The sequence below is a fragment of the Geothrix sp. PMB-07 genome (genome assembly GCF_030758935.1).
In the GTDB taxonomy this organism is placed as follows: domain Bacteria; phylum Acidobacteriota; class Holophagae; order Holophagales; family Holophagaceae; genus Geothrix.
Map to the genome: position 1 here is coordinate 2,247,172 of NZ_CP132333.1, position 21,416 is coordinate 2,268,587.

General features: G+C 64.4%; 18 protein-coding genes. 15 read left to right on the forward strand and 3 right to left on the reverse strand.

The window, feature by feature from the left end; all coding sequences use genetic code 11:
- The 6 genes from Q9293_RS09985 (at position 1) to Q9293_RS10010 (ending at position 8,973) form a co-directional block, all read left to right on the forward strand.
- Positions 1 to 1,920: a fumarate reductase/succinate dehydrogenase flavoprotein subunit gene (locus Q9293_RS09985; protein ID WP_306245986.1), complete on the forward strand. Its 1,920-nt coding sequence runs from the start codon at positions 1 to 3 to the stop codon at positions 1,918 to 1,920.
- A gap of 11 nt (positions 1,921 to 1,931) precedes the next feature.
- Positions 1,932 to 2,723, forward strand: a complete 792-nt coding sequence (locus Q9293_RS09990) for a succinate dehydrogenase/fumarate reductase iron-sulfur subunit (protein WP_306245988.1) — start codon at positions 1,932 to 1,934, stop codon at positions 2,721 to 2,723.
- 270 nt (positions 2,724 to 2,993) lie between these two features.
- A complete protein-coding gene (locus Q9293_RS09995; RefSeq protein WP_306245990.1) occupies positions 2,994 to 5,840 on the forward strand; it encodes a TonB-dependent receptor in 2,847 nt (948 codons plus the stop codon).
- A gap of 252 nt (positions 5,841 to 6,092) precedes the next feature.
- Complete coding sequence (locus Q9293_RS10000) at positions 6,093 to 7,127, forward strand: histidine kinase (protein WP_306245992.1); 1,035 nt, start codon at positions 6,093 to 6,095, stop codon at positions 7,125 to 7,127.
- Entirely contained in the window at positions 7,124 to 8,230 is a 1,107-nt protein-coding gene (locus Q9293_RS10005) for a sensor histidine kinase (RefSeq protein WP_306245994.1), read from the forward strand. The genes Q9293_RS10000 and Q9293_RS10005 overlap by 4 nt, the downstream gene beginning before the upstream one ends.
- Positions 8,227 to 8,973, forward strand: a complete 747-nt coding sequence (locus Q9293_RS10010) for a LytTR family DNA-binding domain-containing protein (RefSeq protein WP_306245996.1) — start codon at positions 8,227 to 8,229, stop codon at positions 8,971 to 8,973. The genes Q9293_RS10005 and Q9293_RS10010 overlap by 4 nt, the downstream gene beginning before the upstream one ends.
- 4 nt (positions 8,974 to 8,977) lie before the next feature.
- Here the strand turns inward: Q9293_RS10010 and Q9293_RS10015 are convergent, their stop codons facing one another.
- The gene (locus tag Q9293_RS10015; protein WP_306245999.1) at positions 8,978 to 10,333 is read right to left on the reverse strand and encodes a CCA tRNA nucleotidyltransferase; all 1,356 of its coding nucleotides are present in this window, start codon (positions 10,331 to 10,333) and stop codon (positions 8,978 to 8,980) included.
- Positions 10,330 to 10,812, reverse strand: coding sequence for a GNAT family N-acetyltransferase (locus Q9293_RS10020; RefSeq protein WP_306246001.1), 483 nt, complete (start codon positions 10,810 to 10,812; stop codon positions 10,330 to 10,332). Before Q9293_RS10020 ends, Q9293_RS10015 begins: the two co-directional genes overlap by 4 nt.
- 53 nt (positions 10,813 to 10,865) lie before the next feature.
- On the opposite strand from Q9293_RS10020, the gene Q9293_RS10025 reads away from it, so the two are divergent.
- From Q9293_RS10025 to Q9293_RS10065, 9 genes are all read left to right on the forward strand, one after another.
- The gene (locus Q9293_RS10025) at positions 10,866 to 11,768 is read left to right on the forward strand and encodes a thiamine pyrophosphate-dependent dehydrogenase E1 component subunit alpha (protein WP_306246003.1); all 903 of its coding nucleotides are present in this window, start codon (positions 10,866 to 10,868) and stop codon (positions 11,766 to 11,768) included.
- A 59-nt stretch (positions 11,769 to 11,827) separates the two neighbouring features.
- Entirely contained in the window at positions 11,828 to 13,426 is a 1,599-nt protein-coding gene (locus Q9293_RS10030; protein WP_306246005.1) for a methyl-accepting chemotaxis protein, read from the forward strand.
- Between the two features lie 74 nt (positions 13,427 to 13,500).
- Complete coding sequence (locus Q9293_RS10035; RefSeq protein ID WP_306246007.1) at positions 13,501 to 14,670, forward strand: acetate/propionate family kinase; 1,170 nt, start codon at positions 13,501 to 13,503, stop codon at positions 14,668 to 14,670.
- A gap of 236 nt (positions 14,671 to 14,906) precedes the next feature.
- Positions 14,907 to 16,127, forward strand: a complete 1,221-nt coding sequence (locus Q9293_RS10040; protein WP_306246009.1) for an efflux RND transporter periplasmic adaptor subunit — start codon at positions 14,907 to 14,909, stop codon at positions 16,125 to 16,127.
- A complete protein-coding gene (locus tag Q9293_RS10045) occupies positions 16,111 to 16,809 on the forward strand; it encodes an ABC transporter ATP-binding protein (protein ID WP_306246011.1) in 699 nt (232 codons plus the stop codon). The genes Q9293_RS10040 and Q9293_RS10045 overlap by 17 nt, the downstream gene beginning before the upstream one ends.
- A complete protein-coding gene (locus tag Q9293_RS10050; protein ID WP_306246013.1) occupies positions 16,810 to 18,060 on the forward strand; it encodes an ABC transporter permease in 1,251 nt (416 codons plus the stop codon).
- Complete coding sequence (locus tag Q9293_RS10055; RefSeq protein ID WP_306246014.1) at positions 18,053 to 19,366, forward strand: ABC transporter permease; 1,314 nt, start codon at positions 18,053 to 18,055, stop codon at positions 19,364 to 19,366. Before Q9293_RS10050 ends, Q9293_RS10055 begins: the two co-directional genes overlap by 8 nt.
- A gap of 9 nt (positions 19,367 to 19,375) precedes the next feature.
- Positions 19,376 to 19,801 carry an alternative ribosome rescue aminoacyl-tRNA hydrolase ArfB gene (arfB, locus tag Q9293_RS10060; protein ID WP_306246016.1) on the forward strand — a complete coding sequence of 142 codons (426 nt, stop codon included), beginning with the start codon at positions 19,376 to 19,378 and terminating at the stop codon, positions 19,799 to 19,801.
- Between the two features lie 28 nt (positions 19,802 to 19,829).
- The gene (locus tag Q9293_RS10065) at positions 19,830 to 20,261 is read left to right on the forward strand and encodes a DUF6526 family protein (protein WP_306246018.1); all 432 of its coding nucleotides are present in this window, start codon (positions 19,830 to 19,832) and stop codon (positions 20,259 to 20,261) included.
- Between the two features lie 18 nt (positions 20,262 to 20,279).
- Here Q9293_RS10065 and Q9293_RS10070 read toward each other — a convergent pair whose 3' ends face one another.
- Entirely contained in the window at positions 20,280 to 21,347 is a 1,068-nt protein-coding gene (locus Q9293_RS10070; RefSeq protein WP_306246020.1) for a bifunctional methionine sulfoxide reductase B/A protein, read from the reverse strand.
- Positions 21,348 to 21,416: the final 69 nt, after the last annotated feature.

Below are 21,416 nucleotides of genomic sequence, written 5' to 3' on the forward strand. Positions count from 1 at the left end.
ATGGAACTCAATGCACGAATCCCTGACGGCCCCATCGAGAAGAAGTGGGAGAAGCACAAGTTCGAATCCAAGCTCGTCAACCCTGCCAACAAGCGCAAGTACCGCATCATCATGGTGGGCTCCGGCCTGGCCGGCGGCGCCGGCGCCGCCTCACTGGCCGAGCTTGGCTACAACGTGGACTGCTTCTGCTACCAGGACAGCCCCCGCCGCGCCCACTCCATCGCGGCCCAGGGCGGCATCAATGCGGCCAAGAACTACCGGAACGACGGCGACAGCGTCTACCGCCTGTTCTACGACACGGTGAAGGGCGGCGACTTCCGCGCCCGTGAGGCCAACGTCTACCGCCTGGCCGAAGTGAGCGCCGACATCATCGACCAGTGCGTGGCCAACGGCGTGCCCTTCGCCCGCGAATACGGCGGCCTGCTGGACAACCGCTCCTTCGGCGGCGCCCAGGTGAGCCGCACCTTCTACGCCCGCGGGCAGACCGGCCAGCAGCTCCTCATCGGCGCCTACCAGGCCCTGGAGCGCCAGGTGGGCCTCGGCACCGTGAAGATGCACAACCGCCACGAGATGCTCGAACTCATCATCGTGGATGGCGTGGCCAAGGGCATCGTCACCCGCGACATGGTTACAGGCGAGATCGAGTCCCACATCGCCGATGCCGTGATCCTCTCCACGGGCGGGTATGGCAACGTCTTCTACCTGTCCACCAATGCCATGGGCTGCAATGGCACCGCCGTTTGGCGCGCCTACAAGAAGGGCGCCGCCTTCGGCAATCCCTGCTTCACGCAGATCCACCCCACCTGCATCCCCGTCACCGGCGACCACCAGTCGAAGCTCACGCTCATGTCCGAGTCGCTGCGCAACGATGGGCGCGTCTGGGTACCAAAAAAGAAGGAAGACTGCAAGAAGAACCCCAACGACATCAAGGAAGAGGACCGCGACTACTACCTGGAGCGGAAGTACCCCTCCTTCGGCAACCTGGCCCCGCGCGACATTTCCAGCCGCGCGGCCAAGCAGGTTTGCGATGAGGGCCGCGGCGTGGGCGAGACCGGCCTGGGTGTCTACCTCGATTTCTCCGACGCCATCCAGCGTCTGGGCAAGGCCAAGATCGAGGAAAAGTACGGCAACCTCTTCGAGATGTACGAGCGCATCACGGACGAGAACCCCTACGAAACGCCCATGCGCATCTACCCCGCGGTGCACTACACCATGGGCGGCCTCTGGGTGGACTACAACCTGCAGAGCACCATCCCGGGCCTGTTCGTGGCCGGCGAAGCCAACTTCAGCGACCACGGCGCAAACCGACTGGGCGCTTCGGCCCTCATGCAGGGCTTGGCTGACGGCTACTTCGTGCTGCCCGCCACGGTGAGCAACTACCTCGCGAGCCTCAAGCCCGGCGTCCGCCCCGCTGCAGACCACCCGGAAGTGGCCGGGACCGTGACGGCCGTGAAGGACCGCATCCAGAAGCTGCTCTCCATCAAGGGCACCAAGAGCCCCACGCACTTCCACCGAGAGCTGGGCAAGATCATGTGGGAGTACTGCGGCATGGCCCGCAACGAGGCCGGCCTCAAGAAGGCCCTCGAGCTCATCCCCAAGCTCCGCGAGGAGTTCTGGCGGGATCTCCGCGTGGTCGGAGAGAACGAGAGCCTCAACCAGAGCCTGGAGATGGCGGCCCGTGTGGCCGACTTCCTCGAACTGGGCGAGCTGATGTGCCTCGACGCCCTGCAGCGCCGCGAAAGCTGCGGCGGGCACTTCCGCGAGGAGTTCCAGACCGAGGAGGGCGAAGCACTGCGCGACGACGAGAACTTCTGCCACGTCGCCGTCTGGGAATACAAGGGTGAAGGCCAGGCTCCGGTGCGCCACATCGAACCCCTGACCTTCGACAACGTCCACCTCGCCACCCGCAGCTACAAGTGAGGGCCTGAGCCATGTCCCAGAAATCCATGAACCTCACCCTCCACGTGTGGCGCCAGAAGAATGCCAAGTGCGACGGCAAGTTCGTCGAGTACAAGGCCGACGGTGTCAGCCCCGACATGTCCTTCCTCGAGATGCTGGATGTCGTGAACGAAGGCCTCATCGCCAAAGGCGAAGAGCCCATCGAGTTCGATCACGACTGCCGCGAAGGCATCTGCGGCATGTGCAGCATGGTCATCAACGGCCGTCCGCATGGACCCAAGGAACGCACCACCACCTGCCAGCTGCACATGCGCAGCTTCAAGGATGGCGACAGCATCACGCTGGAGCCCTGGCGCGCCGAGGCCTTCCCCGTGATCCGCGACCTCGTGGTGGACCGCACGGCCTTCGACCGCATCGTCGCGGCCGGTGGCTTCATCACGGCGCCTGCGGGCTCGCCCCAGGATGCCAATGCGCTGCCCATCTCCAAGGAGCATGCCGACCTGTCGATGGATGCCGCCGCCTGCATCGGCTGCGGCGCCTGCGTGGCCGCCTGCCCCAATGCCAGCGCCATGCTCTTCGTGTCCGCGAAGATCAGCCACCTGGGCCTGCTGCCCCAGGGGCAGCCTGAGCGCTACCTCCGCGTCCGCGACATGATCGCCCAAATGGACGCCGAAGAGTTTGGCACCTGCACCAACCACGGCGAATGCGAAGCCGCTTGCCCCAAGAGCATCAAGATGGAGAACATCGCGCGCATGAACCGCGACTTCATCAAGGCCAGCCTCACCTACCGGCCCGCCAGCACCAGCGGCGGCGGTGCGGGCTGAAGCACGCTCATCCCCATAAAAACGCCCGGCTCAGCCGGGCGTTTTTATGGGTGGTCGCTTTGCAGAGGCGGACTGTTCTGCCGAAGTCCTCTACCCTCTAACTGTGAAATATATCAAGATACCTGTATCTCCTGATCAAGGGAAAATCACCAACATTGCCTTGACCCGGCAAGCCGCCGGGTGCGCGGTTGCTTATCCTCCCAACCCACGACCCTGCCTTGTCCACCAGGGTTATCCGGAGGCCAAAGAACACGACCCAACTTAAGCGCGATGGGTCGCGTCTCCATCCTCATCGTGATGGGCGCAACCCTTCCCATCCACGCACATGGCGTTCAGACCGCCGATGTGTCGGGCGTGGTTGTGGATGACAAAGGGCAACCAGTCAGCAATGCCCGCATCATCCTCACCAGCCCCTCCCTCCAAGGTCAGCGCACCTACACGACAGATGCCTCCGGCCGATTCTCTGCCAGGCTGCTTCCCCCTGGCGCCTACACCATCCAGGTTTCCGAACCCAGCCACCAGACGTTGAGCGCCAACCAGCGTTTGGAACTGGGCCAGAGGTACAGCCCCCGCTTCGTTCTCCAGCCGGTGGGTAATGCGGTGGTGAGTGTCATCGGAACCTTGTCCCAGGTTGACAAGCAGGAAACCAGCACCAGCTCCAGTTTCCGTCTGGAAGAAGTCAACAACCTGCCCACAAACCGCAACGTTGAAAGCATGATGGCGCTGGCTCCTGGCGTCATCGATTCGAGCACGGTGAACGGTTATGCTCAGGTCCGCGGTGCCCTGAGTTCCAACAAACGCTTCATGCTGGATGGCCAGGAAGTCTCCGATAGCATCTACGGAAACCGCGGCATTTCGGTGATCGACGATGCCATCGACGAAGTCCAGATCATCACCGGAGCCATCTCTGCTGAATACGGCGACGTGGATGGAGGTGTCATCAACGCAGTCACCAAGACCGGTGGCAACAAGTTCACCGGTGTCTTCCGCAGCCAGCTGAGCAACGCCTCCTGGAACGCCACTAAGCCTTTCACCACCACGGCCAATAGGGCCCTTATTCCCAACAAACTGAACCACACGGACAGCCTGAGCATCGGCGGCTACCTGATCAAGGACAAGCTCTGGTTCTTTGTCTCGGGCCAGCAGCGCAACAACTCCACATTCCAGACCATTGATGCCGCCTCATCGGTGGATCCAGGCAAAGGCTACGCCCAGGGCGATGATGACAAGCGGCTCCAGGCCAAGTTCACTTACCAACTGAATCAGGACCATACACTTTCCTTCGCCTATGTCACCCACCGCGAAATGGTCACCAACAACAATTTCCTCTCCGGTGAGCTGGCCGCGCTGGAACCCCAGCTATCTCAGGACAGTTCCTGGAGTCTGAACTGGTCCGCCAACTGGGGGCTCAATCTCTCCATGGAGGCCCGCGTTGGTGTGAAGAAAGAGGCCCTCACCGGAGGCGGAACCGTTCCCGGTGTCACGCCAGTGTTTGACTACAACTCTGGGCTGGCGTACCTGAATGGCTTCTTCAATAACTACGATGGCGGAGATCATCGGGACAACCAGAGTGCCGACCTGAAGTTCACGAGCCTCTTTGAAGCAGCCGACTCCCACCAGCTGGTGTTCGGTGGGAATTACCTAAAAGGCAGCCACCGCGCCCAAAACCAGCAGTCCCGCACCAATGCCTACTACGATGTGGCGGGTTGGGATCCCCTGGGAACTCTTGGCGGGGCGCCCGATGGGGGCACGCCGTACGACTATCAAGTGTACAAATCGAGCACAGCGACCGCCTACGACAACAGCCTCGGCCTCTTCATCAATGACAAGTGGTCCCTCAATGACCGCGTCTCACTGAGCCTGGGCCTGCGTTGGGACAAATATCACGCCTACAGTGAGGATTCGCCCGCCACCGCTGGCGCTTCGGGCCTGTCGCCCCGCCTGAGTGGGAAGTGGGACATCTTCGGCGATACGTCCTGGCAGGTCGCGGCCAGCTTCAGCCGATACAACGCCAAGCCACTCTCTGCCATCGTCAATTCTGTCAGCAATGCGGGCAATCCCACGAACATCGGCTACCTGTACACCGGCCCCTACGATGGGGCAACGCCTGGTTCCACCGCGAGTCCTTCGAGCGTCACCAATCCGGCCAATTGGACGCAGGCTTATAACTATTCCAGCCCTCAGACCACCCGTCTCTCACCCAATTTGAAGGCGCCGCACACCAACGAATACCAGCTGAGCCTGACCCATGGTTTCAAGCTGGTTGGCCATGACGGCTATGTGAAGGGCACCCTCGTCCGCAAGGAATTCAAGGATCTCTTTGATTATCGTGCGGGCAATGATGGGACCTTCGCGCCTCCCGCTGAGTTGGGCCTGGGTTCCATATATGTGAAGGTCTGGGAGAACAGCAGCCAGGCCAAACGGACTTATCAGGACATGGAACTGGAGTCCGGAATCCATACGCCCAATTGGGACGCTTCGGGCAACGTGGTCTGGTCAACATTGAAAGGAAACTACCAGGGCGAAGGCAGTGGCGTTGGCCCCTCCGGTCAGGGTCTGAACTACTTCACGTCCATCAATGGGGCCCCCATTTACGACATCAACCACTTCTCGCCGAGCGGCCCCCTCGTGGGCCATGTTCCCCTCCGCATCCGTGCGACCGCCGACTACCACTTCGACTGGTCCTTGGGCAAAACCACCTTTGGCATCATCTACCGCTTCGACTCCGGCACTCACGACAGCCAGACCCGCACGGTGAACGCCGCAGACGTCAACCCGGCTCTCACCCAGATCAGCACCTTGACCCAGTACCGCAATGACACCCGGGGCAATATCGTCTATCCTTCCCAGGCTTTCACGGATTTGGCCATTTCCCAGGATTTCAAACTGTTCAAGGTTTCCGACAAATCCGTGGCCTTCTTCGCCAAGGTTGCCATTCTGAACGTCTTCAACCACCAGCAGCAGAAATCGTGGCGCAACCAATGGCAAACCCCCAATGGTGGCAACATCTATGACCCAGCGGGATGGACCCCGGTCACCGGCAACGGCCTGCCTCATGGGGCCAGCGATTACGGGGAGGCACGATCCCTTACCGCACAGGCCGGGTTCAAATTCTGATTCACCTGTAACCTTGCCCCGCACACATGAAAACGCCTGGCCGCCGCCAGGCGTTTTCATGTGTGGGCCGCCGAAAGTCCCTGCCCGCCTGGCGCCATTCGTCGGGGCCGCAGCCCCATTCACCGGGCAACCGTGACCACGGCTTCTGCACCAACGCAACTCAGTCCATGCTCATACCAGCCCGACCTTCCCAGGCCATCTGCAAGAGCTGAGGAAGCCCCCTACTTCGAACCATTTCACCCAGAATGAATCATGCGCCTTCCCGCCGTCCGATCCGCCCTGCACGCCCGCCTGCGGCACCCGGGCTGGTGGTCCATGGCCATCGTGCTGAGCACCTTCCCGTGCCTGTTCATGGTGCTGGCTCCGGGTCCCCACACGGGCCGGTTCTACCTTGGAGCGCTTTGGACCATTCCGGTACTGAATGTCGGGCTCTTCCTCTCCCCCCTGCCCTGGCAGTGGAGTGCCGACGAACGCTTGATGACGGGCTGGGGGCGCGGTCTTCTTCAGGTCCTGGTGTTCGCCCTGGCCATGGGCGCCCTCCTGGCCCCAATGGGCTGGTTCACGAACCACGCCACCCCCAAGGAATCCTTCAGCCTGGGGGCCATCCTGGGACTGTCCCTGCCCTTCCTGCTGCTGCTGGGGCCCGCAGGTTGGATCATTGCCCGGGCCGAACGGCTGGCCCGTGAAGCCCGCGATGCCCAGGCCAAGGCCCGGGAAAGCCTGTGGATGAGCCACCGGGGTGCGTTCAGTCCCCGCCTCCTCTTCAGCAACCTGAACCAGCTCGCCCTCACCGCCGGCCAGGACACGCGCTCAGCCGAGCAGGGGTTGCTGGATCTGGCCGCGCTGTACCGCCGCTGGCTGATGGAGGCAGAGCTGCCCCTCATCCCTCTGGCCACGGAACGCAGCCTGACCGAACAGTATCTCGCCCTTGAACGCAAACGATGGGGCGACAGCCTGAACCTCCGCTGGCGGCTGGCCCCCGATCTTGACGCCTTCCTGGTTCCTCCCCTCCTGCTGCAACCCCTGCTTGAATCGGCGCTGGAACACCCCACCGAAACAAGGCTCGACATGGATCTGGAAGAACAATCCCTGCCCCCCGGCCAACTGAGCCTGCGGCTGCAGGTCAGGGGCCCCGCCCCCATGCCCAGCGACGCTCAGCTCCACCCCATCCGACGCCGCCTGCAGGCCCTGCTGGGCCGTGAGGCCCAGCTCAGCCTGGTCTCGGTCCAAGGCGGCTGGGACATCCAGCTCCAACTGCCAGCCATGCCCGGGGAGGCCAAGCCATGAGGTTCCAGGAGGCCCTCCAGGCCGTGGCCCGACGAAGCCGACGCCCCGCCATCCTGGCCCTCGCCGGCAGCATGTGTCTGTTCAACTTGGGCTTGGTGGGCCTGGGCATGCTGGCCCAGCGGGTGGCGCCGCCTTCGGCCACCATGCCGCCGGCCATCCTGAACCTGCGCCTGGTCCTATGCACCATCCTGGGGTGTGGCTTCCTATTCATGGTCAGCCCCTTCAGCTGGCAATGGACGGGCGATGGACGGAGGATGGCCCCGCCCCGCCGAGGCATTCCCCAGGCCCTGCTCCTTCACATCGGGTATTCCCTGGTGAACATCGCCATCGGCTGGCCCAATTTCCAGAAATCGCTGACCTTCGCTACCCACGCTCCCCAGTCCAAGCCCATCGGCTTTCTGCCCCTCATGGGGGTGGGCCTGCTCCTGGGTTTCGCCTTCAACGTGGTGCTGAGCTTCGCCCTGGCCTTTTGGGAGGCCAAGACCCATGAGAAGCAGGAGGCGCTGCGCCAGGCTGAGGAGGCCCGCTGGAGCCTGCTGAAGGCCCAGATGTCGCCCCATGTCCTGCTGAACAGCCTCAACGGCCTGGCGGAGCTGGTGCGGGATGACACAGAGGCCGCCGTGAAAGGCATGCGTGACCTGGCCGAGATCTACCGCCAGTTGCTCACCCTGGGCGAAACGCCGACCGTTCCCTTGCGCGAGGAGCGCCACCTGCTGTCCCGCTACCTGGATGTGGAGAAGCTGCGCCTGGGCGAGACCCTCCAAGTTGATTGGGACTGGGATCCCGCGCTGGATGCCATAGCCGCCATGCCCCTGCTCCTCCAGCCCCTGGTGGAGAACGCCATCAAGCACGGCGTGGCTGCCGACCCCAACGGGGGCCTCATCCGCATCAGCGGCCAGCGGGCGGGCGGACACCTGATCCTCGCAGTCGCGAACACCGGGCAGGCCGCTGCTCCGACGTCTTCGAAGGGAACCGGCGTGGGGCTGAGGAACCTCCGCTCCCGGCTGGAACTCGCCTATGGCGGACGGGCTTCCTTCGATCTGGTGCGCGAGTGGCCCTGGACCCGCGCCATTCTGAAACTCCCCTTGGAGGAGAAGCCATGACCCTGCGCGTGGTGCTCGCCGATGACGAACCCCTGGCTCGGAAACGCCTGGCTCGGTTGCTGCGGGAGGCGGGCTGTGAGGTGTTGGCCGAACTGTCGGGCAGCGCCGCCACGCTGGAATGGTTCGCCAGCCGCGGTGGCGGTGAGGCGCTCTTCCTGGACATCCAGATGCCGGGGTTGACCGGGCTGGAGGTGCTGGCGGAATTGCAAGATCCGCCACCGGTGGTCTTCGTGACCGCCCACGTACAGTACGCCGTGCAAGCCTTCGAGGCCGCCGCCGTGGACTACCTCCTGAAACCCGTCACCGAGGACCGGCTGCACAAAACCCTCGAGCGGCTCCGACACCAGCAGATTCCCCGGCGCAGGGGCCCCGAGCTGGCGGCCCTGATACCGACCCCTTCGCCCCGGTTCCCCGTGCGGGCAGGTGAGGGCTTTGTTTTCTTAGACCTGCGTAAAGTCAGCCACTTCGAGGTGGAAGATGAAGTGGTCTATGCCTGGTCCAACGAACGATTCCGAACCTCCTGGACCACCCTTCTGGAGATCGAGCAGGCCTTCCCCGAAGAGGGCCTGTTGAAGGTCCATCGCCACCTCCTGGTGCGGCCCCAGGCCATTTTGGGCTTCAAGCCCCTGCTGGGCGGCCGAGGCGACATCACCGTCACGGGCGGGCGGGTGCTGCCGGTGAGCCGGGCCATGACGCCCAAGTTGAAAGCCCTGCTGGGCCTGCTTTCCAAGGAACCGGGCTGACACCTCAGCGGGCTTGCTTGAGGAGTTGGAGGGCCCGCTCTTCCAGCCGCGCGGGCTCATTGAGTTCCGGTTCTTCCAGCACCGCCTCCAGGAGCTGAATTTGAAGGTCGCCCAGCCAGGGGCCGCCCCGTCGGCCCGCCAGCTTCATGAGCGCGGCGCCGTTCAGGGCCAAAGCCCTCACGGACAGCGGTGGAGCCTGATCAGCCAAGGTCTGAAGCCGGTCCATCACCTTGCCATGCTCTGCCTGCCGGGCCTCCCACTCGAAGCCCTTGCCCCGCTGGTCGGCCAGCCGAAATGCCCCCCAGTGTTCCAACGTCAGGCCATCATCTCCCAGCCTGCGGAGGAACCGGCGACAGGCCGCATCCTTCCAGGTGGCGTCAGGGTGGAAGCCGTGGTGCCGGATGAGGGCCAGCACCTCTTTTCGAAGCGCATGGCTGGCCTTCAGCCGGTCGAGGATGGCTGCGGCCAGATCGAGGGACCGGGTTTCGTGGTTGTAGAAGTGGACTTCCCCATCCCCGCCCACGGTACGCTTGTCCGGCTTGCCCGAATCGTGCAGCAGGGCGGCCCAGCGCAGACCAGCTTCCGCCGGGGCGTGCCCCACCACCTCCAGGGTGTGCCGCCAGACATCGTACCGGTGGTGGCGGTTCTGAGCACAGCCCAGCATGGGCCTCAGCTCTGGCAGCCAGAGGTCCAGCAGGCCGCTGGAGGCCAGGAGATCCAGGCCCCGCGCCGGATTCTGGCTGCGCAGCAGCTTGTCCAGCTCGGTGAAGACACGCTCCACCGCCACCTTGCGGGCCACCTCCAGGCGCAGGGGAATGGCAGCAGCGGTGGCCGCCTCCACCTCGAAACCCAGCTGGGCGGCAAAACGACAGGCCCTCAAGGGGCGCAGCCCGTCCTCGGCGAAACGCTGCAAGGGATCACCCACGGCCCGAATGAGACCCTGGGCCAGATCCCGCCGCCCGCCGAAGGGATCCACCAGATCGCCGCCGCCCAAGGGCATCGCCATGGCATTGATGGTGAAGTCCCGCCGGGATAGATCCTCTTCCAGGGACACACCGAGGTGCACGGACTCCGGCCGCCGTCCATCCAGGTAGTCGCCATCGCTGCGGAAGGTGGTCACCTCCACGGGCCGGTCCTCCAGCATCACGGTCACGGTGCCGTGCTGCAAACCCGTGGGAATCACCTTCAAGCCCGCCGCCCGGGCGCGGTCCATGACCGCCTGGGGCAGCAGGCGCGTGGCCAGATCCCAGTCCGCGTGCGGGCGATCCAGCAGCTCGTCGCGGACCGCGCCGCCGACGATCACCAGCTCGGATCCTTCCCCCAGGGCCTCCTTGAGCCGGAGCAGCGGGGCCCAGGTCAATCCGCGGCTCCAGCGAGCCTGCGAAGCGCCTCGCCAGCCACCCGGCAGGTGAGCCAGGGGCGCAGGATCTGGGCGCCCTGGGATTCGTAGAACTCAATGGCGGGCGTGTTCCAATCCAGCACCTGCCAGGTGAAGCGGCTCCAGCCATGCTCTACCGCGGTGGCCGACAGGTGCTGCAGCAGCCCCTTCCCGATGCCATGGCCCCGGAATTCCGGCCGCACGAAGAGGTCCTCCAGATAGAGGCCTGGCCTGCCTTCCCAGGTGCTGAAATTCAGGAACCAGAGGGCGAACCCGGCGGGTCGTCCCTCCCACTCCGCCAAGGTGACCCGTACCAGCGGGTGCTCGGAAAAGAGGTGCCGCCGCAGATCACCCTCGGTGGCCACGGCGGCCTGGGGCTCGCGCTCGTACTCAGCCAGTTCCCGAATGTAGGCCAGGATCAGCGAGGCATCGGCGGGAACGGCGGGGCGCAGGGTCAACATGCGTCTATCCTAACCAGATGGACCAGGACACCGCCCTCCGGCTCTATGAGGCCATGCTGCTCACCCGCTTGACCGAGGAGCGGCTGGTGAAACTCTTCCGCCAAGGACAAACCCTCGGCAGCGTGTACCGCAGCCTGGGCCAGGAGGCCACGGCCTGCGCCACGGCCATGGCGCTGGGGCCGGAAGATGTCATCGCGCCGATGATCCGCAACCTGGGCTCCATGTTCGTCCGCGGAGTCACTCCCAAAGAGATCTTCCTCCAGTATCTGGGCCGGGCCACAGGCCCCTCCGGAGGCCGCGAGCACAACAACCACTTCGGCTCCGTGGCCCGGGGCATCATCGCGCCCACGTCCATGCTGGGGGCCCTGATTCCGGTGATGGCCGGTGTGGCCCTCTCCTTCCGCCAGAAGGGTGAACGCCGGGTGGCCATGACCTGGATCGGCGATGGCGGCAGCTCCACCGGCGCCTTCTATGAAGGCCTCAACTTCGCCACCGTGCAGAACCTCCCCCTCATCGTGGTGGGCGAATCCAATGGCTATGCCTTTTCCACACCACCGGAGCGGCAGATGGCCGGGCGCATGTCCCAGCGCTCCCAGGGGGCCTTTACCCTCACCGTGGACGGCAACGATGCCGTGGCGGTGTACGAGGCCGCAGCCCAGGCTCGCCAGCGCTGCCTGGAGGGCCAGGGCCCGGTCTTCCTCGTGTGCGAAACTTTCCGCATGAAGGGCCACGCCGAGCACGACGACCAGCGCTATGTGGACCCGGCACTGCTCGCCCAGTGGGCGACCAAGGATCCCCTGCCCCGCTTCGAGGCCTGGATGGCGCACCGAGGTTGGAAACCCGACCCCAGCCTTGGACCGCGGCTCGAAGCACGATTGTCAGCGGCGGCTGAAGCGGCCCTGGAGGCGCCCTGGCCAACCATCGAAGGCCTTTCTCAGGGCATTTTTAGCATCTGAAACCGCTGGTATTCAGCCACTTCCGCCTCCCTCCCGATGAGGGGGAAGCGGAGAAGCCCATGAGCATCAGCACGTTTACGGATCGGTTCCAAATACGCGGGAAGTTCAACCTGCTGCTCAGCCTTCAGGTCCTGGCCCTTGCCCTGGTGGGGGGACTGGGTTGGGCCGCAGTGAACGAATTGCAGCGCGGCCAGCAGGAGCTGGCCGAACAACTGCGGGAAACGGCGGCCCTTTCCCGCGTGCTGAATGGGATCAACGTCGTGCGTACCGTCCACATCAGCCTGATCGGGGGCGCTGCGGACCCGGAGTACATCGCAGCCCGGGAAACCCGGCTCAAGGGCTACGAGGCCACGCTGCAGCAAGATCTGGAAGCCTTGAAACCCCTGACTTGGTCTGCCCAGGACAAGGTGCTGCTGGACGAGGGACTCCAAACATTCCAGGACTACACCAAAGGCTTCCCCGCCCTGATGGCCGAGGCCAGGATTGATCGCACACCCAAGACCCTTTCCCGCCTCATGGACGCGAACGCCGAGTTGCTGCGGGTATCAAGGGACCGGTTCCTGAAGGTGCAGAAAGCCTCTGAGGATGACGCCGCCCGCATCATCACCGAGGACGTCGCTGCTGCCGCCAAGGGCAAGATCTGGATTCTCAGCCTCAGCGCCGGCGCCATCCTCCTGGGCATCCTGCTCAGCCGCGCCATCGGGGCGCGTGTGAGCCAGAAGGCCCATACCATTGAACTGGCCATGGACGCGGTGACGGCGGGAGATCTGACCCACCTGCCCGCCGCGGAAGGACAGGACGAACTCGACCACGTGGCCCGGGGTCTGGGCCAGGTCATCCAGAGCCTCCGCAGCGACATCCAGGCCATCAGCCAATCCGCAGAAGGCACCGCCTCCAGCGCTACGGAATTGGCGGCGACCACGGAGCAGGTGAACCGCACCACGGAAGAACTCCGCCGCAGCACCGAACAGGAGCGCCTGGCCATGGAGCGCTCTTCGGCCGCCCTGGAGGAGATGAACGCCAACATCCAGCAGGTGAAGCAGAGTGCCCTGCGGGCGGAGGCCCTTGCGACGCGTTCGCAGGAGGCGGGGCATCAGGGCCTCATCGCCGTGCAGGACACGGGTCACGCCATGGAGGCCATCGAGGAAAGCTCGTCCAAGGTGAACCGGATCATCACAGTGATCACGGACATCGCGCGACAAACCAACCTGCTCTCCCTCAATGCCGCCATCGAGGCCGCCAAGGCCGGTGCCATGGGCAAGGGCTTCGCCGTGGTGGCCGAGGAAGTGCGCAAGCTCGCGGAACGCAGCGGCAGCGCGGCCAAGGAGATCACCGCCCTCATCCAGGAGAGCACCGAACGTGTGGGCCTGGGCACTGAGTCGGTAAAGCAGGCCTCCCTCAACCTGGAGCGCATCGAGGGCCATGTCCGCGACAATGCGGGCCAGCTCAAGGAGATCGCCCATGCCATGGATGAGCAGGGGCGAGCCAGTGAAGAAGTGGTCCAGGCCATGGCCTCGGCCACTCAGATGGTCGAGCGCAATGCCTCGGCGGCCACAGAGCTGTCAGCCACCGTTCAGGAGACCGCCCGCACCACGGAGGAGCTGGCCAACCTGGCTCAGCAGATGCAGGTGCTTACGCGGCGCTTCAAGCTCTCGTAGCCACCTCGAGGATCGACAATGCGGCGTTGGTCACGTGGTCTGACCGCTAGACTGTCCTTGATATGGGGGAAACCGTGTTCGTTCTCATCCTGAATGCCGGCTCGTCGAGCCTGAAGTTCAACCTCTTTGACATGGCCAAAGAGGTTTCCATCGCCGAGGGCATGGCTGAGCGCATCGGCATCGCCGATGCCAACCTGGCCTGCGTCATCGAGGGCGACAAGCGCAAGGAGGTGATGGACCTTCCCACCCACAAGGAGGCCCTGGAAGCCATTTTGGAGCGGCTGCGCGCCACGGTGCTGCACGAAACCCCCATCCATGCCGTGGGCCACCGCGTGGTGCATGGCGGCCCCAAGTACGGCGATTCGGTGCTGGTCACGGAAGAAGTCATCCAGGACATCGAACACTTCGCCATGTATGCGCCCCTGCACAACCCCGCCAACGCCTTGGGCATCCGCACGGCCATGGCCGCCTTCCCGGATGTGCCCCACGTCGCGGTGTTCGACACGGCCTTCCACCACAACATCCCTGATCATGCCCGCATTTACGGCATCCCCTACGACCTGAGCCAGAAGTACGGCATCCGCCGCTACGGCTTCCACGGCACGAGCCACGCCTATGTGGCCGCCCGCACCGCCATCCTGCTCTGCCGCCCGCTCCGCGCCCTCAAGATCGTCACCTGCCACATCGGCAACGGCACCAGCATCTGCGCCGTGCACAACGGCAAGAGCGTGGACACCAGCATGGGCATGACCCCCCTGCAGGGCGTCATCATGGGTACCCGCTGCGGCACCATCGATCCCAGCGTGGTGGAAATGCTCATGGAATACGAGCACCTCGATTACAACGGCATCACCGACCTGCTCAACAAGAAATCCGGCCTGCTGGGCATCTCCGGCGTGTCCTCCGATTTCCGTGAGATTGAGCGCGCCGCCGAACAGGGCAATGATCGCGCCCGCCTGGCCCGCGACCTCCTGACCTACAACGTGCGTCAGTACATCGGTGCCTACGCCACCGTGCTTGACGGCGTCGACGCCATCACCTTCACGGCCGGCATCGGCACCCACAGCACCTTCGTGCGCGCCAAGGTCTGCAGCAAGCTGAGTTTCCTGGGCGTCAAGCTCGACAAGGAAGCCAACGAGCACGGCACCGGGGAAAGGATCATCAGCGCCCCCGACTCCAAGGTCGTGGTCACCGTGGTGCCCACCAATGAGGAATTGATGATCGCCCGGGAAACCGTTCGTTAGACCAGAACCCATCCCTGCTCAGGCCCCCGAATGGGGGCCTGAGTCATTGAGGCCCTTGGGTTCTCCAAGGGCTCTGGAGCCGAACCGAAATCCGGCCCAGCCCAGCCGTCACTGGCCGGTGGCCATCGTCCAGTGGCCGAATCATGTTCCAGGTGCCCTCTAAACGGCTTCAGACTCTGGTCCGTAGGCATTCCATCATCCCGGCTGGTCCGGCGTCTTTCCCATCAGGGGGTTCCATGCAGAAGCGGTGGATCATTGTCTCCGTGGCCGGTCTGGCCGCGGCGACGGGCATGTTCTTGACCTTGAAGGGCGGCGATGGCAAGTCCAAGAAGGCCGAAGCGAACACCCCCTTCCGCGTGGGCAAAGTGCAGGCTGAAGACCTGCAAGTGAGCGTGCGCGAGGTTGGCGTGGTGGATCCCCTCATCAAGGTCGATGTGAAATCCACGGTGTCGGGCCGCATTGTCCAGTTGAAGGTGCGCGAAGGTGCTTCAGTCCGCTCCGGCGAGGTGCTTGCCGAGGTCGAACCCGACGTCAACCAGGCCCAAACGCTTTCCGATGTGCAGGGCAGCGTCTCCCAGGCCCGGGTCAGTTTCAAGAATGCCGAGCGGGACTTCGCCCAGCAGGCGGAATTGTTCAAAGCCGGTCTCATATCCGACCAGGCTTTCCGCGGCGCCAAGACCGCCCGCGACCTGGCCGAGGAACTCTACAAGGCCGCCCAGACCCGCTATCAGATTGTCGAGGACCGGGGCATTCCCATCAGCGGCAACGCCTCCACCCAGCTGGCCCGAGTCACCGCGCCCATGAACGGCGTGATCATCAAGCGGGGCGTCGAACTGGGCGATACCATCACCTCCGGCGTCAGCTCCTTCAATGCGGGCACCGTGGTCTTCACGGTGGCCGATCTGGCCTCGCTCATCGTGAAGGTGAACCTCAACGAGGTGGACATCGCCAAGGTGAAGGTGGGCCAGCCCGTGCGCGTCACCCTGGATGCCTATCCCCAACGCGCCTTCACAGGCAAAGTCCGTTTTGTGGCCCCCGCCGCCGACCTGGTGGAGAAGATCAAGGTCTTCCGGGTGGAAGTGGCCCTGGATGAACTCACGGATTCCTTCAAGACGGGCATGAGCGCCAACGTGGAGATCCTCGGCGAGAAGCGCGACAAGGCCGTGAGCATCCCCCTGGAGGCCCTGCAACGCCGGGATGGCCAAACGGTGGTCTACCGCATGAAGGAGAACGTCACCCCCCAGGACATCGCCAAGGCCAAGGACGGCCTCACGGGTCGTGGCAAGTTCATCTGGCTCTCCGATCACTGGAAGGAATACTTCGAGGTGGTGCCCGTGAAGGCCGGCATCGCCACGCTGGAGCGGGTGGAGATCCTGTCGGGACTGAAGGCCAACGATCAGGTGAGCCTCGAAGACCCCAGCAAGAAGAAAGTCGAGAAAGATGATGAGAACAACTAGCCCCATAATCCAAACCCAGGCCCTCACCAAGGTCTACGGCTCCAACGGCACCGCGGTGCATGCGCTGCGCGGCATCGATTTCAGCGTGGAAAAGGGCGAGTTCGTGGCCCTCATCGGCCCCTCGGGCTCGGGCAAGTCCACCCTCATGGCCATCCTGGGCTGCCTCGATCTGCCCACGGCGGGCACCTACACACTGGACGGTCGCCAGGTTCAGGGCCTGGCGGGCGGCGAGCTGGCCCGCATCCGCAATGAGAAGGTCGGCTTCGTCTTCCAGAGCTACAACCTGCTGCCCAAGGCCAGCATCGCCCGCAACGTGGAGCTGCCCATGCTTTACGCGGGAGTGGGCCGCAAGGAGCGACGCGAGCGAGCTTTGGCCCTGTTGGAGAAGGTGGGCATCGCCGACAAGGCGGACAAGCTACCTGCCACCCTTTCGGGTGGCCAGAAGCAGCGCGTGGCCGTGGCCCGCGCCCTGGCCAACGAACCGGCCCTGCTGCTGGCCGACGAACCCACGGGCGCCCTGGACTCCAAGACCGGTGCTGAAGTGCTTGAGCTGTTCCACGAGCTGCACCAGCAGGGCAACACCATCCTGCTGGTCACCCACGACCCTTCCATCGCCGCCCAGGCGGAACGCCGGGTGGAGATTCGCGACGGCCTCATCGCCCTGGCCGAGGGAGTGGCCTAGATGAAGACTTCCGGCGCCTTCCGCGAACGGCTGCACGGGGCCTGGACGGAGATCCGGGAGAACCTCGGGCGCTCGGTGCTGCAAGCCCTCGGCGTGCTGCTGGGCGTGGCCTCGGTGCTGGGCGGATTCTCCATCTCCGACAGCCAGCGCAAGCGCTCTGATGAGATGTTCGTGAAGATGGGTGGCCTGGACAAGCTCAACGTCCAGCCCAAAGCCGCCATCAAGGACGGCCGCCCCACGGCCCTCCAGCAGGCGAATCTCGGGCTGCGCGACGCCGACGCCATCGGTGGCGAGGCCCTCAAGGCCGACGCCATCCAGGGCGTGAGCCGCCAAAGGAACGCACGGTCCCGAGTGGTATCCGCCTACGCCGATCAGGATCGCCAGATCAGCGGCATCGGCGGCGATTACATCCCCGCCAATGGGTACGGCATCGCCCAAGGCCGGGGCTTCTCGAACACCGAGATGGAAACCGGTGCTTCCGTGGTGGTGCTGGGCACCGAGGCCGCCAACACCTTCTTCCCCAAAGGCGACGCCCTGGGGGCCACTCTGAAGATCGGCGACATCCCGGTGACCGTCATCGGCACCTTCGAGGAGCGGGTTTTCCGCTTCCGCGAAGGCCAGGGCAATCAGTTCTGGTGGCGCAACCGCATCATCGCCGTGCCTGCAAATCTGGTGCAGCGGCGCATGAACGGCGACGCCTACCGCCGCGTGGACCGGGTGACCTTCCGCATCCCAGACATGGGCGCCATGAGCGGCTTCGCCGCCCAGATGAAGAACCTGCTCACGGCGAACCACCGCCTGCAGGAGGATTTCCGCCTGGATGATGTGGCCGCGCGCATCCGCCGCCGTCAGAGCCAGGGCGATGTCTACAACATCATCTTCATGCTCTCGGGCGTGCTGGCCCTCGTGGGCGGCGGCATCGTGAACGTGAACATCCAGATGGCCAGCCTCAAGGAGCGGGTGCGCGAGGTGGGCGTGAAGATGGCCATTGGCGCTTCCGGCCGCGAAATCTTCAAAGGCTTCATGACCGAAGCCTTGCTGCTCACGGCCCTCGGAGGCTGCGCGGGGTTGATCCTGGGCATCGGCTTTTCCTGGATCATCACCACCAGCATCGGCATCCCGCTCTACATGACCTCCTCCAGCTTCATCTGGGCCTATGGCCTGGCCGCTGCCTTCGGCTTCCTCTTCGCGCTCTATCCGGCCTGGAAGGCCAGTCGGCTGTCCCCCATGGAGGCCCTGCGCTATGAGTAACGAGGCAACGCTCCTCCGGGCCCCCGGCCCCTCCCTGCTCAATGGCGAGGCCCCTGCCCCGGCCGCCCCATCCCGCGGGTTCAATGCGGGCATGCTCTGGGAAATCGTCCGCACCGGTCTGGTGGAACTCTGGGCCCACAAGGTGCGCAGTCTCCTGACCCTCACCCTGCTGATGCTGGGCGTCTTTGCGCTCGTGGTGATGACCTCCGTGCTCGATGGCGTCATGGACAAGATCAGCACCGGCTTCGCGGGCATGAGCTGGGATGGCACGGTGCGCATCGCGCCGAAGACTGCTGAGACGAGTGAGGAGCGCAAGCGATTCAACATGAGTCCCGGCCTTCGTTACGAAGACCTCAGCCGCATCACCACGCCCAATGCCAAGGTGTTGGCCTACCTCCCCCGGGCTCAGAAGAACGTCCCCGTCCGGGTGCTGGGCGACACCGAACGCATTTTCGTGAACGGCGTGACGCCGGAGTATTCGCAGTGGATGAACCGCCCCATCGGCCTGGGCCGCGGCCTCACGGAAGATGACGAGCGGCGTCGTTCCACCGTGGCCGTAGTCGGTGCCACCCTGGCCAGCAAGCTCTTCGGCGGCGGCGATCCCGTGGGCCGCGACCTGGTGGTGGAGGGCGTGCCCTTCCGCATCGTAGGGGTTCAGGCGCCCGGACAGATCTTCAATGACGAAAACTACTTTGACGCCAACGGCATCCTGATCCCCCTGCAGACCTACATGGATCGCATGGATCCAGCCCACAAGCTGGCCCAGGTGACCGTGAAGCTCCGGCGCCCCGAGGACATGGGTGAGATCTCCGCCGCCCTGCTGGGACGAGTCCGCCAGGCGCACCACGGCATCGAGGATGTGGAAGTGGTGGATCTGGATGCCGAAGCGGCCAAGGCCTATCAGAATTTCCTGGAGCAGATGCGCGGCTGGAAGATCGTGCTGCTCAGTCTCGCCGGCACGGTGCTGCTGGTGGGCGGCGTGGGTGTGCTGTCCGTGATGCTCATCAGCTTCAGCGACCGACGTTTCGAGATCGGCCTGCGCAAGGCGCTTGGCGCCTCGGACCAGGAGATCTTCATCCAGTTCCTGCTGGAAGCCGTGGTGCTGGCCGCCATTGGCGCCCTGCTGGGCACCCTCAGCGGGGGCCTGCTCTGCCAGGCCCTTTCCGCCAGCTTCCCCTATGGCCTAGTGGTGAATCCCATCGGCCTCATCACAGCCTGGGTGGTGGCCCTGACTCTGGCCGTGGTCTTCGGCCTCTACCCCGCCTTCCGTGCCATGCGCCTCAGCCCCATGGAAGCCATGCGGTAACCTGAATGAATGGCTGATCCCATCCACGTCACCGCCTCCGTTCGCATCCCTGCCGACGCCATCCGCTTCAAGGCGGTGCGGGCCGGGGGCGCGGGCGGGCAGAACGTGAACAAGGTGTCCTCCAAGGTGGAGCTGCGCATCGATCTGACTGCCATCGAGGGCCTTCCCGAGGATGCGTTGATCCGCCTGCGCGTGGCCCAGCGGAACCGCCTGGATGCGGAAGGCCTCTGGATGATCACCAGCGACCGCACCCGTAACCAGCTCAAGAACCTGGACGATGCCCGCGAGAAGGCCGTCGAGGCCATCCGCGAGGCCCTGGTGCGCCCCATCACCCGTCGCGCCACCAAGCCCACCAAAGGCTCCAAGGAGCGGCGCCTTGATTCCAAGAAGCGGGCCTCCGAGGTCAAGCGGCGCCGGAGCGGCCCCCTGGAGTAAGCTCAGGCCACCCCCCATAGGAGCCGCCATGCCCGCACCTCAGACCTATGCCAACCACCGACGTCTGGAGCCACTGCAGCACTTCGTGCTGACACCCATCCTGCTCATCACCTGGATCGCCACCATCTGGCAGGCCATCAAGTTCCCGAGCCTGCACAGCGTGTGGGTGGCTGTTCTGGGCTTCGTCATTCTGATGGTGGCGATGCAGGTGCGGATGTATGCCCTGAAAGTGCAGGATCGCGTCATCCGCCTGGAGGAGACCCTCCGCATGGAACGCATCCTTCCAGCGGAGCTGAAGGAACGCATCCCAGAACTCTCGGTGAAGCAGATGGTCGGACTGCGCTTTGCCGCTGATGCGGAGCTGGCGCAACGGGTGCGGGAAGCCCTCGATGAAAAGCTCGATGGCGAAGCCATCAAGAAGCGCATCCAAACCTGGCGCCCGGATGACTTCAGGGTCTGAGCTGCGCCGGTCTGCGGTCTAATCCCGTACCCAGTGGCAGGTATACCCACCAGGGTTCTTGATCAGGTAATCCTGGTGGTATTCCTCGGCCTTCCACCAGGGGCCCGCGGCGGTGATTTCCGTAACAATGGGCCGCTTCCATTTGCCGCTGGCATCCACTTCCGCCTTCACCCGCTCGGCGGTCAGCCGCTGGGCCTCGGAGTGGTAGAAGATGGCGCTGCGGTACGAGGTGCCCATGTCATTGCCCTGGCGGTTCAGGGTGGTGGGGTCGTGCATGCGGAAGAAGAAGCGCAGCAGGGCCTCATAGGTGGTCTTGGTAGGGTCGAAGTAAATCTCGACGGCCTCGGCGTGCCCCTCGTGGTTCTGGTAAGTGGCATGGGCCACCTTCCCGCCGGTGTAGCCCACCTCAGTCTTGAGGACACCTGGCTGTTTGCGGAGCAGGTCCTCCATGCCCCAGAAGCAGCCCCCGGCCAAGGTGGCGACTTCCTCCTTGGCCTCCTTCGGCGCGGGCGCGGCCTTGCCGAAGAGCGGCAGGAAGCTGCCCAGCCCCTCCTTCTCGAGATCCTCCACAGGAATGAAGCGCAGGGCGGCGCTGTTGATGCAGTAGCGCAGCCCGCCGCGGTCCCGCGGGCCATCATCGAACACATGCCCCAGGTGGGAATCCGCATCCTTGGACCGGACTTCGGTGCGCACCATGCCCAAGGAGGCATCGCGCTTCTCCACCACATCCTCAGCCTCCAGCGGCTTCGTGAAGCTGGGCCACCCGCAGCCGGAATCGAACTTGTCCTTGGAGGTGAACAGGGGCTTGCCGCTGACGACATCGACATAGATGCCATCCCGGTGCTCGTTCCAGAATTCGTTGCGGAAGGGCGGCTCCGTGCCCGCTTCCTGGGTGACGTGATACTGCATGGGCGTGAGCTTCTGCTTCAGTTCAGCGGCGCTGGGCTTCTTGGAATCGGTCAGAGCTTCCTCTCGGGCGGACGGGGCTGCCGCGCTGGCAGACCTATGGTTGTTTGAAACAGTGAATCCGAAGGCCGCCAAGGCCACCGTGCAGGCGATGCTGCCCAGGATGGTGCGTGGTCCCATGTGAATCCTCCGGTCTGGATCCTTTGATGCAGGAATGGCGTCCAATGGTACAGGCCCGAAAAAGAAGCT

What these genes read in the sequence shown, in the direction of transcription:
- Q9293_RS09985 (WP_306245986.1), top strand. Translation starts at nt 1, where the DNA reads ATGGAACTCAATGCACGAATCCCTGACGGCCCCATCGAGAAGAAGTGG.
- Q9293_RS09990 (WP_306245988.1), top strand. Translation starts at nt 1,932, where the DNA reads ATGTCCCAGAAATCCATGAACCTCACCCTCCACGTGTGGCGCCAGAAG.
- Q9293_RS09995 (WP_306245990.1), top strand. Translation starts at nt 2,994, where the DNA reads ATGGGTCGCGTCTCCATCCTCATCGTGATGGGCGCAACCCTTCCCATC.
- Q9293_RS10000 (WP_306245992.1), top strand. Translation starts at nt 6,093, where the DNA reads ATGCGCCTTCCCGCCGTCCGATCCGCCCTGCACGCCCGCCTGCGGCAC.
- Q9293_RS10005 (WP_306245994.1), top strand. Translation starts at nt 7,124, where the DNA reads ATGAGGTTCCAGGAGGCCCTCCAGGCCGTGGCCCGACGAAGCCGACGC.
- Q9293_RS10010 (WP_306245996.1), top strand. Translation starts at nt 8,227, where the DNA reads ATGACCCTGCGCGTGGTGCTCGCCGATGACGAACCCCTGGCTCGGAAA.
- Q9293_RS10020 (WP_306246001.1), bottom strand. Translation starts at nt 10,812, where the DNA reads ATGTTGACCCTGCGCCCCGCCGTTCCCGCCGATGCCTCGCTGATCCTG.
- Q9293_RS10025 (WP_306246003.1), top strand. Translation starts at nt 10,866, where the DNA reads ATGCTGCTCACCCGCTTGACCGAGGAGCGGCTGGTGAAACTCTTCCGC.
- Q9293_RS10030 (WP_306246005.1), top strand. Translation starts at nt 11,828, where the DNA reads ATGAGCATCAGCACGTTTACGGATCGGTTCCAAATACGCGGGAAGTTC.
- Q9293_RS10040 (WP_306246009.1), top strand. Translation starts at nt 14,907, where the DNA reads ATGCAGAAGCGGTGGATCATTGTCTCCGTGGCCGGTCTGGCCGCGGCG.
- Q9293_RS10045 (WP_306246011.1), top strand. Translation starts at nt 16,111, where the DNA reads ATGATGAGAACAACTAGCCCCATAATCCAAACCCAGGCCCTCACCAAG.
- Q9293_RS10050 (WP_306246013.1), top strand. Translation starts at nt 16,810, where the DNA reads ATGAAGACTTCCGGCGCCTTCCGCGAACGGCTGCACGGGGCCTGGACG.
- Q9293_RS10055 (WP_306246014.1), top strand. Translation starts at nt 18,053, where the DNA reads ATGAGTAACGAGGCAACGCTCCTCCGGGCCCCCGGCCCCTCCCTGCTC.
- arfB (WP_306246016.1), top strand. Translation starts at nt 19,376, where the DNA reads ATGGCTGATCCCATCCACGTCACCGCCTCCGTTCGCATCCCTGCCGAC.
- Q9293_RS10065 (WP_306246018.1), top strand. Translation starts at nt 19,830, where the DNA reads ATGCCCGCACCTCAGACCTATGCCAACCACCGACGTCTGGAGCCACTG.
- Q9293_RS10070 (WP_306246020.1), bottom strand. Translation starts at nt 21,347, where the DNA reads ATGGGACCACGCACCATCCTGGGCAGCATCGCCTGCACGGTGGCCTTG.